This is a genomic window from Zavarzinia aquatilis, from assembly GCF_003173035.1.
In the GTDB taxonomy this organism is placed as follows: Bacteria; Pseudomonadota; Alphaproteobacteria; order Zavarziniales; family Zavarziniaceae; genus Zavarzinia; species Zavarzinia aquatilis.
Genome location: NZ_QGLE01000001.1, coordinates 57,882 through 73,048, shown reverse-complemented (window position 1 = coordinate 73,048; position 15,167 = coordinate 57,882). Strand labels below are relative to the sequence as shown.

Genomic DNA, 15,167 nt, shown 5'->3' with positions numbered 1-15,167 from the left:
CGGCGCCACTATTTCTGTAATGCGTGAGGGGTCATGTCGATCGACGTGAAGAAACCTAAGCCCATCCTGCAACTGGTCGGGGTCCGCAAGACCTTCGGCGATTTCGTCGCCGTCGACCGCATCGACCTCGACGTCCGGCAGGGCGAATTCCTGACCATCGTCGGGCCGTCCGGCTCGGGCAAGACCACATTGCTGCGGATGCTGGCCGGCATGGATGTGCCGAGCGAAGGCAACATCACCCTGCATGGCGAGCTGATCAACGACGTGCCGCCCAACAAGCGGCCGACCTGCCTCGTCTTCCAGTCCCTCGCGCTGTTTCCGCACAAGACCGTGGGCGACAACATCGAATTCCCGCTGAAGGTTCGCGGCGTCGACAAGGAAACGCGGAAGGCCCGCGCGCTGGAACTCATGCGCGTGGTCCGCCTGCCCGCCGATTATCACGGCAAGAACGTGATGAAATGTTCGGGCGGCGAGCGCCAGCGCGTGGCGCTGGCCCGTGCTCTCGCCTATGACCCGGAAGTCCTGTTCTTCGACGAGCCGCTGTCGGCCATCGACTACAAGCTGAAGAAGATTCTGGAGAAGGAGCTGAAGGACCTGCACCGCGAGACGGGCAAGACCTTCATCTACATCACCCACAGCCTCGAGGAAGCCATGGTGATGTCCGACCGGATTGGCGTCATGCGCGCCGGCAAGATCGTGCAGGTCGGCACGCCCGAGGAAATCTACGCGACCCCGGCCGACCGTTTCGTTTCCGAATTCGTCGGCGAGGTGAATGTGATCGAGGTGGCGAAATCCGCCGCCGGCACCTGGCAGGGCGTGGACCTGCCCGGCACCTATACGATCCGCCCGCCCAAGGACGAGGATGCCGCGCGCGCCTTCGTCGTCGTCCGCCCGGAATTCATGCGCCTGCTGGACGAGGGCGAGACGGCGGACAATTGCCTCGAAGGCACGGTCTACAACGAATATTCCCTCGGCTCCCGCCTGCAGTATCAAGTTCATGTCGGGGCCAAGGTGATGCTGGTCGAGGTGCCGCGCGGCCGGCTGGCCAATGCCGCGCGGGATGCCCGCGTCCGCCTCGGCTTCGATGCGCGCGACGCCATCGTGGTGGGGAGCTGAGGCCATAGCCCTGCGCCTGCCCGCCGCCGGCACCAGAGCCGCCCTGCCCGTCGCCCTGCTGCTGACGGCGGGATTCGTCGCGCCGCTGGTTGCGATCATCGCCTATTCTTTCGCGACGCCGCGCAGCTTCGATGTCTTCTCGTCCTTCACGCTCGAGAATTACGCCGGCATTTTCGACACCAGCAACACGGTCTGGCTGTCCTTCCTGTGGTCGGGCCTCTTCGCCATTGCGACCGTCGCCCTGCTGGCCGTCTTCGCCTATCCCATCGCCTATGGCATGGACCGGCTGTTCGGGCGCTGGTCGTCCCTCGTCTCGATCCTCTTCGTCTTCCCGCTCTTCGTCTCGGAGAATGTCCGGCTCTATGGCTGGGTGCTGTTCTTCATCAAGAACGGCGTGCTCGACGGCAGCCTGAAGGCCGTGGGTTTCGACGGCGGGCCGGACATCCTGTTCACCCCGGGCATGATCCTCGCCGGCATGGTCTATACCTATCTGCCCTTCATGCTGTTCCCGATGACCCTCGGCCTTGCCATGGTGCCGAAAGACCTGATCGACGCGGCGCGCGATCTCGGCGCCTCGCGCCTGCAGATCTGGCGCGAGGTGGAATTGCCCCTCGCCATGCCGGGCATATTGATCGGGATGCTGCTGACCTTCGTCCTTGGCATCGGTGCGGTCGCCGAGGCCAAGATCCTGGGCGGTCAATCGGTCATCGTCATCGCCCATGATATCGAGATCGCCTTCACCTATTCGCAGAACTGGCCGCTCGGCTCCGCCCTTGCCGTCGTGATCACGCTGTTCATCGGCGTGCTCACCCTCGCGGTCTTCGGCAAGCTCGACCTCGACCGTCTGCTGGGGAGGCGCTGAAATGGATATCAACGCCCGCCGCACCCGCGCCTTCGTCACCCTGTGGACGATCCTCGTCCTCGTCGCGATCTATCTGCCCATCGTCTGCGGCGCCCTGGCCAGCCTGTCGAAGGGGCGCTACTTCGGCTTTCCGGTGCGTGAATACTCGATGGAATGGTGGGGCAAGACCGTCGATTCCATCGAGATCGGCATGTTGACCCGCACTTCCTTCGCGGTCGCGATCACGGTCACCCTGCTGTCGGTCGTCATCGCCTTCTTCGGCGCCCTCGCCTTCGCCCGCTACGACTGGAAGGGACGCCGGCTGTTCCAGAAGATCGTGCTGCTGCCGATCTTCTTTCCGCAACCGGTGCTGGGCCTCGCCCTCCTCCTGTGGTTCTCGGCCCTCGGCATCCAGACCAGCTGGCTTACCGCGGTCTTCGCCCATCTCGTCTGGATCGTGCCGGTCGTCACCCTCGTCATCTCGATCCAGGTCTATGGCTTCGATCCGACGCTGGAGGAAGCGGCCTATGACCTTGGCTGCAGCCGCTGGCAGGTCTTCCGCGAGGTGACCCTGCCCCTGCTGTGGCCAGGCGTCTGGTCGGGGATGCTCTTCGCCTTCCTGCTGTCCTGGGGCAATTTTCCGCTGTCGCTCTATACCGCGGGCGCGGATTCGACGATCCCCAAGTGGCTCTACGCCAAGATGGTCGCCGGCTATACGCCGATGGTGCCCGCGCTCGGCACCATGAGCACGCTGGGCGCCGCCCTCGCCCTTGGCCTCGGCGGCATCGTCCTTTACCTCTATCGGCGGCGGCAGGCGCAATGACCATGCGCGCGAGGGAGAACGGGAAAGGGCATGACGGAAAAGGAAAACCCGGCCCGGCGGCTGGGCAAGCGCGCCCGTCACGAGCATATCGTGAAGGAGCTGATGGCCTCGTCGAGCTTGCGGGTGTCGGAGCTGGCGGAAGCCCTCGACGTCTCGACCGAGACGATCCGGCGCGACCTGTTCGAATTGGGCGAGAAGGGCCTGATCAACCGCACCTATGGCGGCGCGGCGCGGCCGCTGGGCAGCGAGCCGACGGTCGCCGAGCGGCACCGCATGATGGTGCCGGAACGGGAAGCCATCGCCAAGCTGGCGGCGCAATTGATCCGGCCGAACGACGTGCTGCTGATCGGCGGCGGGGCGACCACGACCCATGCCGCACGGCGGATCGCCGCCGTCTGCCGCGATCTGACCGTGATCACCCATGCCTTTGGCGTGGCGACCGTGCTGTCGGCCAATCCGACCATCACGGTGCTGATGGCGCCCGGCCGCTACAACGGAAGGGAAGGCAACATGGGCGGGCCGGAGACCAACGAGTTCCTGGAGGGCTATTCGGCCAACTGGGCGATCCTCGGCGCCTCGGGCATCACGGCCGAGGGGGTCTCGGAGGCGGAGCCGCTGGCGGCCTCGGTCTACAAGACCATGATGCGGCGGGCGGCGGGCACGGTGATCGTCGCCGATCACGGCAAGTTCGAGCAGCACGCCCTCGCCATCTGGGGGCGCTGGGGCGAGATCGGTCACCTGATCACCGACCGTGCGCCGACGGGGCCGCTGGCCCGGGCGCTGGATCGGGGCAGGGTCGAAGTCAAGGTGGCGGGCGGCAACTGAACGACCCCGCCGGCAGGGAGAGGCGGGCATGAACGGGGATGTCACGGACTGGAAGCGGCGCAACCGCTCCTTCTATTACGCGTCGGCGCCGGAGCCGGACGATCCGGACCTGAACCCGGCGACGACGGCGCTGCTCGTCATCGACGTGCAGAACACCTATCTGGCCCGCCCCGACCGCGCCACCCTGAGCGATCCGGCCACTCTCGCCGATTATGACGCCTGGACGCCGTTCCATGCCCGGATGAATGGCACCGTCATCCCCAACATCGCCGCCCTGCTGGCGGAATGCCGGTCGCGCGGCATCGAATGCCTGTTCGCCCGCATCGCCTGCCAGACCCGGGACGGCCGCGACCGCTCGCTGAGCCAGAAGAAGCCGGGCTTCAACAACCTGCTGCTGCCCAAGGATGAATGGCCGTCGCAGATCGTGCCGGAACTCGCGCCCCGGGGCGACGAAATCACGGTGACGAAGACGACCGACAGCGCCCTGACCGGCACCAACCTGCGCCTCATTCTGCATAATCTCGGCATCCGCACGGTCATTTGTGCCGGCATCTTCACCGATCAATGCGTCGCCTCGACCGTGCGCAGCCTCGCGGACGAGAGTTTCGACGTCGTCGTGATCGAGGATGCCTGCGCGGCCGCGACCATGGAACTGCACGAGGCGGAACTGCGCATCGTCAACATGATCTATTGCAACGTCATGGCGACGCAGGAACTGCGCGCCCTGCTGCCCCGCTGAAACACCGGAGATAACACCCGTGTATCAAGCCGAATTCCTCGCCCGTCTCGAAAACGCCCTGCGCGGCGCCCTGCCGCTCTGGGGTATGGGGGACGAGACCGAGCTGCGCCTGCTCACCATCTCGGAAAACGCCACCTTCCTCGCCACCCATAAGATCACCCATGACCGGACGGTGTTCCGGGTTCACCGGCCCGACTATCACACGCGGGAGGAGATCGTCTCGGAACTGGCCTGGATCGAGGCCCTGCGCGCGACCGGCGACCTCGCCATTCCGGCGCCCGTTCCAAAAGAGGACGGCACGCTGATCGCCGACATCGACGACGACGGCCACACCCGCCATGTCGTCGCCTTCGAATTCGTGCCCGGCATGGAGCCGCCGCATGGCGACCTTCTGCCCTGGTATCGCGAGCTGGGCGCGATCCATGCCCGGCTGCACGCCCATTCGATCGGCTGGACCCGGCCGCCGGGCTTCACCCGCTTCACCTGGGATTTCGAGACGACGATCGGCGACACGCCCCACTGGGGCGACTGGCGGAAAGGCCCGGGCCTGACGCCGGAGACCATCGCCATCGTGCAGCAGGCGGTCGACCTGATCCGCGAACGCCTCACGGCCTATGGCAAGGGCGAGGCGCGCTATGGCCTGATCCATGCCGACCTGCGCCTCGCCAATCTGCTCGTCGACAGCGACCGCCTGACCCTGATCGACTTCGACGACTGCGGCCTGTCCTGGTATCTCTACGATTTCGCGACGGCGATCAGCTTCATCGAGGACGATCCGCGCCTGCCCGCCCTGCTCGATGCCTGGAGGGAAGGCTATCGCGGGGTGCGCCCCCTGACGGAAGACGAGGCGGCGATCATTCCCACCTTCATCATGATGCGACGCATCCAGCTCACCGCCTGGGTCGCCTCCCATGCCGAGACGCCGACCGCGCAAGCGATGGGCGAGCCCTATGTCGCCGGCACGGTCGCCCTCGCCCGGCGCTTCCTCGCCGATGCCCGCTGAAAGGATCAGTCCATGACCGCCGCCAAGAAACGCATCCTGGCCCTGAACGCCTTCGAGGGCGGCGCCGGCCTCGACCGCGACGTCGAGGATCTGGTCCGCCGCCGCAAGGCGACCTTCGGCGCCAGCTCGGTCCTGTTCTACGAACAGCCGCTGCACGTCGTGAAGGCCGAGGGGTGTTACATCCATACCGCCGACGGCCGGTCCTATCTCGACCTTTACAACAATGTGCCCTCGGTCGGCCATTGCCACCCGCGCGTCGTGGCCGCGGTCTCGGCCCAGCTCGGCCTGTTCAACACCCACAGCCGCTATCTCTACGACAATATCCACGATTACGCGGAACAGCTGCTCGCCACCTTCCCGGCCGGCCTGTCCAACATCGTTTTCACCTGCACGGGATCGGAGAGCAATGATTTCGCCCTCCGCCTCGCGCGGCTGGCCAGCGGCGGCGACGGTTTCGTCGTCACCCGCACCGCCTATCACGGCAATACGACGGCGGTGACCGATGTCTCCCCCTCCTCCGCCGTGTCGGGCCGGCTGGCGCCCCATGTCCGCATCGTCGAGGCGCCGGGCACAGCGGCATACGGCGATGATATCGCGGGTGGTTTCGCCGCCGCCGTCACCGCCGCCATCGCCGACCTGAAGCACAAGGGCATCGGCTTCGCCGGCCTGCTGGTCGACACGATCTTTTCCTCGGACGGGGTCTTCGCCGATCCGGCCGGCTTCCTCGCCCCCGCGGTCGCGGCGGCCCAGGCCGCCGGTGGCCTCTTCATCGCCGACGAGGTCCAGCCCGGTTTCGGCCGCACTGGCGGCGGCATGTGGGGCTTTGCCCGCCACGGCGTGACGCCGGACGTCGTCACCATGGGCAAGCCGATGGGCAACGGCTATCCCCTCGCCGGGGTCGTCACCCGGCCCGACCTGCTGCGGCATCTCTGCGATGAATACGGTTACTTCAACACCTTCGGCGCCAGCCCGGCGGCGGCGGCGGCCGGCCTCGCCGTGCTCGCCGTGCTGCGCGACGAGGGGCTGATCGACCATGCGGCCGAGGTCGGCGGCCATCTGAAACAGCGCCTCGCCGCCCTGCGCGGCACGGTGCCCGGCATCGGCGAGGTGCGCGGCGCCGGCCTCTACCTCGGCCTCGACATCGTCGACCGGGACGACGGCGCAACCCCGGACGGCGCGGGCGCCAGCCGGGTGATCAACGCCCTGAAGCGCGACGGCGTGCTGATCGGCGCCGCCGGCCCCTATGGCCACACGCTGAAAATCCGCCCGCCCCTGTGCTTGACGCTGGACGACGCCGACCGTTTCGTCGACATCCTGACCCGCATCGGCACCCAGGGCTGACGGCGCAGGAAGAAGTTTGCGATTGATTCGCATTCTTGTATGGTCCGGGGGATATTCAGCCCCCGGACCCGGTATTCCCCCAAGCCTTCGATGCGCGACAAATCCTTCCATAGCCTCGCCCAGGCGGCCGAGACCTATTACGAGGAGTTGAAGCGCTTCGTGCTGCGCCGGACCGGCTCGCACCAGACCGCGGCCGATATCGTGCAGGAAACCTGGGTCAAGGCCGCCACGGCGGCCGTCGCCCTGCCGGACAATCCGCGCGCCTATCTCTACCGCATGGCCGGCAATCTGATCGCTGACCGCGCCCGGGACGCCGGCCGGATCGTCGCCCATGACCTCGACGGCCTGCCCGAAGACCTCGTCTGTCCCGATCCCGGCGCCGAGCGGATCGTCGCCGCCCGTCAGGAATTGGCGATCCTGACGGACGCGGTGCGCGACCTGCCGGAAAAATGCCGGCAAGTCTTCCTGCTCTACCGCGCCGACGGCCTGAGCATGCGCGAGATCGCCGCCCGCCTGGACATTTCCGAGAAGACCGTGGAAAAGCACATCGCCCGCGCCATGGTCGATTGCCGCCGCAAGCTGCGCGCGGCGGGACGTGAATTATGACCGGGGGATTCGACCGTCGTCTTCCGTCACACAGTCAGGCGCCAGACGACGACGGAGAGCGGCCGATGGATCGAAATGATCTGCCCGACAGCCTGATCGAGGCCGCCAGCCGCTGGCACATCCGCCTGCGCGACGACGGCGGATCGGAGAGTCAGCGCGCGGCCTTCGCCGCCTGGCTCAAATCCGATCCCCGTCACGCCGCCGCTTTCGACGAGGCGGGCGAGGTCTTCGCCCTGCTGGAAGCGCCGGCAAAACTCGTCGCGGCGGAGCGCCGCATCCCCGCGCGCCGGCCCGCTCGGCGCGGTGCCATCGCGGCCGCCGCCGGCCTCGGCCTTGCCCTGTCGCTCTGCCTGGTCGCCGTGGTGGGCGCGCCGTGGCTGGACGATTGGCGCAGCGATTTCGTCACGGCGACCGGCGAGCAGCGCGTGCTTGACCTCGCCGATGGCAGCCACGTGGCGATGAACACGGATACCGCCCTCGCCCTCGATCTTTCGGCCGACACGCGCGCGCTTCACCTGTTCCGGGGCGAAGCCTGGTTCGACATCGCCAAGGACGCCGCGCGGCCCTTCGTCGTGACGACGCCGCAGGGACGGATCGAAGTGACCGGAACCCGCTTCGACGTCCTGATCGAGAACGGCGCCACTATCGTCAGCCTGGACGAAGGACAAGTGCGCCTGCGACCGGCATCGGCCCCGGCGACGACACAGGTCACGCTCGCCCCCGGCCAGCAGGCCAGGATCGAGGATGGCCGCGCCGAGGCGACGACGAGCTTCGACGATACCGCCGTCTCGGCCTGGCGCCGGGGCCAGATGGTGTTTTTCGATGCGCCGCTGTCGTCGGTGGTGGATCAGTTGAACCGCTATCACCCCGGCCGCATCGTGATCGCGAATGGCGATCTTTCCAGCCTCCGGATCAGCGGCGTGTTCGGAACGGCCGACCCCGACAAGGTGCTGGAGATCATGGCCCATACCCTGCCGGTACGGGTCAGTCGGATCACGCCCTATCTCGTCATCCTGCGCTGATCGGGCGCCAGCGCAAAAAAAACCGGAACGGACTGGGGGGACATCACGGTCGACCGCGTCTCAATTGCAATTGCAACTGCCTAGCAAAAGCATAATCGAGAGACGCATGACGATGACCATGATGGCGAAGGGCTCCGGCGCCCGCCTTCGGCGCCTGCTGGCTTCCGCTTCGATCCTGGCCCTGCTGACGGGCGCGGCCACGGCGCGGGCTGAACAGACAACGGCGGGCGCGGCGGCCGGACAGACCGACGGGCTCTATCCGTTCAGCATCCCCGCCCAGGCCCTGCCGCGCGCCATCGCCGCCTTTTCCGCCACGACCGGCATTCAGGTCCTCTATACCGAACGTTCGGCATACGAGCACATGGCCCCGGCGGTGTCCGGCCAGCTGAGCGCCAACGAAGCCCTGTCCCGCCTACTGGCAGGCACCGGCCTGACCTGGCGTTACACCGGGGCGAATGCCCTGACCATCGAGAAATTGCCCGAATCATCGGGGACGGAGGCGCTCGATACGGTCGTCGTCGAAGGACGCGTGGGCAACGGCTCGACCGAAGGCACCGGGTCCTACGCCGGGTCCGTCAGCCGCTCGGCCACGGGACTTTCCCTCTCGCCGCGCGAGACGCCGCAAACGATCACCGTCGTCACCCGCCAGAAGATCGAGGATCAGGGCACCGACGAAATCAAGGACGTGCTGGACCAGACTGTCGGCATCACCTTCCAGCGCGCCGGCGCCATCGGCACCGACGCGGACGAGGTCTACGCGCGCGGCTTTCCGGTCTCCGCCTATCAGGTCGATGGGCTGAACCGCTCCACCCTCTATGGCTATGACGATTCGATTTCGGACATGGCGGCTTTCGACCGGGTGGAAATCCTGCGCGGCGCCAATGGCCTGCTGACCGGCAAGGGCGACCCTTCCGCCACCATCAACCTGATCCACAAGCGCCCGACCGACACATTCGCCGCCCATGCGACGGCGGAGATCGGCTCCTGGGATCATTACCGGGCGGAGGCCGATGTCTCCGGCCCCCTGAACGAGGCCGGCACCATCCGCGCCCGATTCGTCGCCGCCTATCAGGACGAAGAGTCATTCATCGCCCGCCTGAGCACCGACAAGCAGGTCTTCTACGGCATCGTCGAGGCGGACCTGACGCCGGCCACCACCGTCAGCCTCAGCGTCGACTATCAGGAGCACAATGCCGACAGCGCCTCGCGCGGTGGCATCCCCCTGGTCTACGCCGACGGCACGCCGACGAATCTGCCCCGCTCCACCAGTTCCGCGACCGACTGGGCCTATCACAAGAACGACAGCCTGTCGGTCCAGACCGCGATCGAACACCGTTTCGACAACGACTGGACCGCGGAAGCCCGGCTCGAGCATGTCAGCCGCTCCTACGACAGTCTGATCGGCTATGGCGTCGGCGGCTCGCTGCAGCACGACGGCAGTGGCATGTTCATCTATTCCTCGCGCTGGGCCTCAGAACCCGAACAGAACACCTATGCCCTGAACCTTTCGGGCCCCTATGAACTGCTGGGCCGGAAGCACGAATTGATGCTGGGCATCGCCGGTTTCCAGGCGCAAGAGGTTGGGCCGAACTTCAAGGACTGGTGGAGCGCCGGCTTCGTCACCATCCCGGATTACTTCACCTGGAATGGCGAGGCAGCCCTGTTCGACACGTCGTCGGACGGGACTTTCGAGAACGCCGAGCGACAGTTCGGCGCCTATGGCGCCACCCGCCTGCGCCCGACCGACGATCTGTCGATCATCGTCGGCGCCCGCGCCAGCAACTGGAAGCAGGGCGAACTGCGCGAGAACGGCGTCTTCACGCCCTATGCCGGGATCGTCTTCGATCTCGACGAGACCTGGTCGGTCTATGGCAGCTACACCAGCATCTTCCTGCCCCAGAGCAATCAGCGGGAGAACGGCTCCTATCTCGATCCCGAAACCGGCACCGCCTACGAGGGCGGCCTGAAGGCGGAATTCTTCGATGGCCAGCTTTACGGCACCATCGCCTATTTCGACATCACCAAGGACAATTTCGCGAGCGCCCTCGCGGGTGTCATGACCCCGTCCGGCGGTCAGGCATACGAAGCCGTGGATGGCGCCCAGTCCCGGGGTGTCGAGATCGAACTGGCGGGCGCGATTCTGCCCGGCTGGCAAGTCGGCGGCGGTTTCAGCCACACGCGGGTGGAAGGCCCGGACGGCAAGCCCTTGCGCCCGACCGTGCCCGAGAACAGCTTCAAGCTCTTCACCACCTATCGCCTGCCCGAGGATATCGCGCCCCTGACCGTGGGTGGAAACCTGCGCTGGCAGAGCGACATGACCAATACCAATTTCCACTACACGCAGGAATCCTACGCCCTGCTGGACCTGATGGGACGCTGGCAGATCAACGACCATCTCTCGGCCGCGGTGAACGTCAACAATGTCTTCGACGAGACCTATTATGCCAGCATCGGCTGGATGGGCTATTACGGCGAGCCGCGCAATGTGACCCTGACCCTGCGGGCGGATTGGTGATGGCGGGCCGGGGTCTCGACATCGGACTGCGCGCCCTGGCCGCTCTTCCGGTCGGTTATGCCCTGGCGGCCCTGGCGACCGCCGCCCTGGCGCGGCATCTGCCGCTCGACGCCGATCAGGCGGTGCTGGCCGCGACCATGGCCAGTTTCGCCATTTTCGCCGCTGTCGCCATCTGGGCCTTCGCCGCGCGCGGCCAGCGCCGGCTGTGGGCCGGCATCGGTCTCGCCGCGGCTGGCGCCGGCCTGCTCGCCATCCTCTGAGAGGTGCCATGTTCCCCTCGATCCGGCAATCCATGGCCTTTCTGCACACCTGGGCCGGCCTGCTCGCCGGCTGGGTGCTCTTCATCGTCTTCTGCAGCGGCACCGCCGCCTATTTCAACGGCGAGATCAGCCGCTGGATGCGCCCCGAACTGGGGAATGCCAGCGACCCCCTGCGGGCGATGGCCTCGGCCGAGGCCCTGCTGAAGCAGGAAATGCCCGAAGGCCACTATTGGTTCGTCAGCCTGCCCGGCGGGCGCAACAACGCGACCCATGTCTATTGGCAAGCCATGCCGGCGAGCCCGGACGAGACCGAGGGCGATGAAGGCAACCGCACCCTCGACGGCACCGGCGCCGCCGCCGACGTTCGGGCGACGGAGGGCGGCGACTTCCTTTATCGCTTTCATTTCGACCTGCGCTACCTACCGGTCATCATGGCCCGCTGGATCGTCGGTGCCTGCGCCATGTTCATGCTGGTCGCCATCATCAGCGGCATCATCACCCACAAGAAGATCTTCGCCGATTTCTTCATGCTGCGCTTCGGCAAGGGCCAGCGCAGCTGGCTCGATGCCCATAACGCGGCCTCGGTCCTCGCGCTGCCGTTTCACCTGATGATCACCTATACCGGCCTCGCCAGCCTGATGTTCCTCTACATGCCCTGGGGGATCGACGCGCGTTACGACGAGCCCGAAACCTTCTACAGCGAAGCCTGGGATTCGCCCGCACCTGTCGAACACCAGGGCCGGCCGGCGCCCCTCGTCCCGGTGACGCCGCTGATCGAGCGGGCGCTGCCCTTCCTGGACGGGGAAGCGCCCGCCTATGTCTTCGTCGAACATCCAGGCGATACCTCGGCGGTGGTCGAGGTTTCGACGAGGGGCGATGGCGGCCTGTCCGCGGCCCGGCGCCGCGTGATCTTCGACGGCACCACCGGGGCCATTCTTCACGCCGGCACGCCGGGCGGCGGGGCTGCCGAAACGCTGGCGGTGATGATCGGCCTTCACGCCGGCCGTTATGCCGACACGGGCCTGCGCTGGCTCTATTTCCTGTCCGGCCTTGGCGGCACCGCCATGGTGGCGACCGGCCTCCTGCTGTGGACGGCGAAGCGGCGGCGCAAGAGCGAAACACCGGCCTTCGGCTTTCGCCTGGTCGAGGCGCTGAATATCGCCACCATCACCGGGCTGCCGGCGGGGATTGCCGCCTATCTGCTGGCGAACCGGCTGCTGCCCCTCGGCGGGGCGGACCGGGCCGAGGCAGAAATCCTCGCCCTGTTCGTCACCTGGGCCCTCGCCCTCCTCCTCGCGCTGGTCCGGCCGGCGCGGCGCGCCTGGGCGGAGGGACTGGGCCTCGCCGCCCTCGCCTTCCTGTCGGTTCCCGTCGTCAATGCCCTGACCACCGCGCGGGGCTTCGCCGCCAGCCTCGCGGCCGGGGACGGCGCCTTTATCGGCGTCGACCTGACCACGGCGCTGATCGGCGCGGGCTTCGCCTTCGCCGCCTGGCGCGCGGCCCGGCCGCAGGCGGCGGCGCGGACATCACGGCGGCTGCCGTCGTCGGGAGCGGCGCGGTCATGACCGGCGCCCTTCTCTTCGCCCTGTGCCTCTCGGGTTTCCTGCTGCTGGCGCTGTCGATGGACCGCCACCGGGCGGAAATCACCCGCCACCGGCTGCGCCCAAAGGTCTCGACCGGCGTTCGTCTCGTCGGCTTTGCCTGCCTCGCCCTCGCCTTCGCCATCAGTCTCGAAGATGGCGGGCGGGGTCTGGTCGGGGGGATTGGCCTCGCCACGGCGGCGGCCCTCGCGGTCGTGCTCGGGCTGGCGCTGCGGCGGGCGCGCTGACGGGCGGCGGCATCAGCCGCCGGGCGGCAGGTCCAGCAGGATGCGGATGATCTGTCCGCTCGACGCCACCTTGCGGTCGCCCCTCGCCTCGCGGGCGAGGGCGAGGCCCGAGGTCATCGCGACAATGGTGCGCGCCAGCACGTCGACCGGCATCGGCGGCGTCTTGCCGGTCAGCGCGAAATAACCCGCCAGCGCCGAGGTGAGCGCCGCCTGGTGGCGCTCGATCACCGCCGTGAAACTCTGGGCGAAGGCGGGGTTGCGCCGCGTCTCGAACATCAGCTCGAGGGCCAGCAGGGGAATGTCCTGCTCGTCGAGGGCATCGACCCAGGCCGGCAACTCCACCGCCAGCACGCGGGGGTCGTGGTTCGCCCGGGCAAGGAAGCCGTCCAGCTCGCGAATCTGGCCCTGCAGCTGGCGCTGCAGCAATTCGAGGAACAGCGCCTCCTTGTTGCGGAAATGCCAATAGACCGCGCCCTTGGTGAAGCCCGCCTCGGCGGCGATGGCGTCAAGGGTGGCGCCCTGATAGCCGGCGCGCAGGAACAGCTGGCTCGCCGTCGCGACCAGGGTCTCCCGCGTGCGTTCCTTGCTTTCCTCGCGGGTCAGGCGGGCCGGACGGGCTGATTTGGCGTCGATCATGGCGCCAGACTAGTCGCCTGCATTCACATACTCAACAGTATTGACATACCGAATGGTATGTTTATGGTGCGAACAAAGAACAAGACAAGCGGAGGAAAATGGCCATGGCGGGAGAATTGCCCTGCCCTTGCCCCTGCGATCATCGGCTGCGGCTGAACGGGATCGAACTGAACGTCCACATCGAGGGCGAGGGTGAACCCGTCCTCCTGCTGCACGGTTTTCCGGACGATCATCAGGTCTGGCGGCGGACCGTCCCGGCGCTGGTGGGCGCGGGCTTTCGCGTGATCGCGCCCGACCTGCGCGGCTGCGGCCTGTCGGAGGCGCCGCCAAGCGAGGCGGATTACCGCCTCCCGCTGCTGGTCGGCGATCTGGTCGCGCTGCTCGATCACCTCGGCATCGGCAAGGTGCGGCTCGTCGGTCACGACTGGGGCGCGCTGATCGGCTGGGCGCTGGCGCTCGAACATCCGGCGCGGGTGGAGCGTTATGCTGCCCTCTCGGTCGGTCATCCGGCGTCCTATGTCGGCGCGCCGCTGAAGCAGAAATTGATGGCCTATTACATCCTGCTGCTGCAACTGCGCGGGGTGATCGAGGCGAGCCTGCGTGCCGCCGACTGGTGGCTGTTCCGCACCCTGACCCGCACCCCGGGCGAGGTCGATCACTGGATCGCCCGCCTGTCGCGCCCGGGCCGGCTGACGGCGGCGATCAATTACTACCGCGCCAATTTCGCCCTGTTCTTCCGGCGCGACTGGCCGCGCACGGCGATCCCCGTCATGGGCCTGTGGTCCGACGGCGACTTCGCCCTGTGCCGCGAGCAGATGACGGGAACCGCGCGCTGGCTGAACGGGCCGTGGCGCTACCACGAGATCGCGGGGGCCGGCCACTGGCTCCAGCTCGAAGCGCCGGAGCGGGTCAACGCCCTGCTGTGCGATTTCCTTCAAGGGACTCCAACGTGAAAGACCTTCGTTTCCACCTGCTGCTCGCCCTCGTGCTGGCGGCGGCCTGTTTCGGCATCTGGCGCTGGCAGGCGCCGGGCGAAGCCCTGACGCCGGCGGAGGTCGAGCGTTACGTCGCCGGTTTCGACGCCGACCTGCCCCTGCCGCCCCAGGACAAGGCCGAATTGCTGGCCGGCGTCCGCCGCTTCGCCGAAGCGGACGACGGCCGCCCGGTCTACATGCTGAACCTGATGCGCTATTTCGAGGCGCTGCGCCCGGCGCCGGGCATTCCCGAAACCTATGCCGGCACGCCGAGGGAGGCCAACGCCCTCTACGAGGCCGCGGTCATCCCGATGGCGCTCGAAGGCGGCGCGCAGCCCCTGTTCGCGGGCGAGGTCGCGGGCCGCAACGTCGCCGGCGCCGATCCGGCGGAAGACGGCTGGAGCCGCGTCATCCTGATGCGCTACCCCAGCCGCCGCGCCTTCCTCGACCTTCTGTCGCGCCCCGACTATCGGGCGGTGATGCCCTACAAGATGCAGGCGCTGCATCTCGCCCTGGTGCCGGTGCGGGCCGAAATCGTCCTGCCCGGCCTCGTGCCGGCGAGCGTGACCCTCGCCGTCCTGCTGTTCCTCGCCATCGGCTGGTGGCGCGCCGCCCGCCGGGCCCGAACCGTCTGAACA

At 67.4% G+C, this 15,167-nt stretch carries 16 protein-coding genes; 15 read left to right on the top strand and 1 reads right to left on the bottom strand.

Annotation, left to right across the window (positions count from 1 at the left end; all coding sequences use genetic code 11):
• The first annotated feature begins 33 nt into the window (after positions 1 to 33).
• From DKG74_RS00350 to DKG74_RS00290, 13 genes are all read left to right on the top strand, one after another.
• Positions 34 to 1,116 (top strand): ABC transporter ATP-binding protein, encoded by a 1,083-nt coding sequence (locus DKG74_RS00350; RefSeq protein WP_109901485.1) that lies wholly within the window; start codon positions 34 to 36, stop codon positions 1,114 to 1,116.
• Complete coding sequence (locus tag DKG74_RS00345; protein WP_207779183.1) at positions 1,085 to 1,978, top strand: ABC transporter permease; 894 nt, start codon at positions 1,085 to 1,087, stop codon at positions 1,976 to 1,978. The genes DKG74_RS00350 and DKG74_RS00345 overlap by 32 nt, the downstream gene beginning before the upstream one ends.
• Position 1,979: 1 nt before the next feature.
• Positions 1,980 to 2,780: an ABC transporter permease gene (locus DKG74_RS00340; RefSeq protein WP_165837458.1), complete on the top strand. Its 801-nt coding sequence runs from the start codon at positions 1,980 to 1,982 to the stop codon at positions 2,778 to 2,780.
• A 30-nt stretch (positions 2,781 to 2,810) separates the two neighbouring features.
• A complete protein-coding gene (locus tag DKG74_RS00335; protein WP_109901483.1) occupies positions 2,811 to 3,605 on the top strand; it encodes a DeoR/GlpR family DNA-binding transcription regulator in 795 nt (264 codons plus the stop codon).
• A 28-nt stretch (positions 3,606 to 3,633) separates the two neighbouring features.
• Positions 3,634 to 4,344: a cysteine hydrolase family protein gene (locus tag DKG74_RS00330; protein ID WP_109901481.1), complete on the top strand. Its 711-nt coding sequence runs from the start codon at positions 3,634 to 3,636 to the stop codon at positions 4,342 to 4,344.
• Between the two features lie 19 nt (positions 4,345 to 4,363).
• Positions 4,364 to 5,347, top strand: coding sequence for a phosphotransferase enzyme family protein (locus tag DKG74_RS00325; RefSeq protein ID WP_243403981.1), 984 nt, complete (start codon positions 4,364 to 4,366; stop codon positions 5,345 to 5,347).
• Positions 5,348 to 5,359: 12 nt separating this feature from the next.
• A complete protein-coding gene (locus tag DKG74_RS00320) occupies positions 5,360 to 6,688 on the top strand; it encodes an aspartate aminotransferase family protein (protein WP_109901479.1) in 1,329 nt (442 codons plus the stop codon).
• A 90-nt stretch (positions 6,689 to 6,778) separates the two neighbouring features.
• The gene (locus DKG74_RS00315) at positions 6,779 to 7,294 is read left to right on the top strand and encodes an RNA polymerase sigma factor (protein ID WP_109901477.1); all 516 of its coding nucleotides are present in this window, start codon (positions 6,779 to 6,781) and stop codon (positions 7,292 to 7,294) included.
• A gap of 65 nt (positions 7,295 to 7,359) precedes the next feature.
• The gene (locus DKG74_RS00310; RefSeq protein ID WP_109901475.1) at positions 7,360 to 8,316 is read left to right on the top strand and encodes a FecR family protein; all 957 of its coding nucleotides are present in this window, start codon (positions 7,360 to 7,362) and stop codon (positions 8,314 to 8,316) included.
• A gap of 106 nt (positions 8,317 to 8,422) precedes the next feature.
• A complete protein-coding gene (locus tag DKG74_RS00305; protein ID WP_109901473.1) occupies positions 8,423 to 10,831 on the top strand; it encodes a TonB-dependent siderophore receptor in 2,409 nt (802 codons plus the stop codon).
• Positions 10,831 to 11,091, top strand: coding sequence for an iron transporter (locus DKG74_RS00300; RefSeq protein WP_165837457.1), 261 nt, complete (start codon positions 10,831 to 10,833; stop codon positions 11,089 to 11,091). The genes DKG74_RS00305 and DKG74_RS00300 overlap by 1 nt, the downstream gene beginning before the upstream one ends.
• Before the next feature lie 8 nt (positions 11,092 to 11,099).
• Positions 11,100 to 12,656 carry a PepSY-associated TM helix domain-containing protein gene (locus DKG74_RS00295; protein ID WP_109901471.1) on the top strand — a complete coding sequence of 519 codons (1,557 nt, stop codon included), beginning with the start codon at positions 11,100 to 11,102 and terminating at the stop codon, positions 12,654 to 12,656.
• Positions 12,653 to 12,919, top strand: coding sequence for a DUF3325 family protein (locus DKG74_RS00290; RefSeq protein WP_109901469.1), 267 nt, complete (start codon positions 12,653 to 12,655; stop codon positions 12,917 to 12,919). Before DKG74_RS00295 ends, DKG74_RS00290 begins: the two co-directional genes overlap by 4 nt.
• Before the next feature lie 12 nt (positions 12,920 to 12,931).
• On the opposite strand, the gene DKG74_RS00285 is transcribed toward DKG74_RS00290, so the two are convergent.
• Complete coding sequence (locus DKG74_RS00285; RefSeq protein ID WP_109901467.1) at positions 12,932 to 13,555, bottom strand: TetR/AcrR family transcriptional regulator; 624 nt, start codon at positions 13,553 to 13,555, stop codon at positions 12,932 to 12,934.
• A 104-nt stretch (positions 13,556 to 13,659) separates the two neighbouring features.
• Here DKG74_RS00285 and DKG74_RS00280 point away from each other — a divergent pair, with 104 nt between their 5' ends.
• Together DKG74_RS00280 and DKG74_RS00275 are read left to right on the top strand one after the other, a co-directional pair.
• Positions 13,660 to 14,508, top strand: a complete 849-nt coding sequence (locus DKG74_RS00280) for an alpha/beta fold hydrolase (RefSeq protein ID WP_109902563.1) — start codon at positions 13,660 to 13,662, stop codon at positions 14,506 to 14,508.
• Positions 14,505 to 15,164, top strand: coding sequence for a hypothetical protein (locus DKG74_RS00275; RefSeq protein ID WP_109901465.1), 660 nt, complete (start codon positions 14,505 to 14,507; stop codon positions 15,162 to 15,164). The genes DKG74_RS00280 and DKG74_RS00275 overlap by 4 nt, the downstream gene beginning before the upstream one ends.
• Positions 15,165 to 15,167 lie beyond the last annotated feature (3 nt).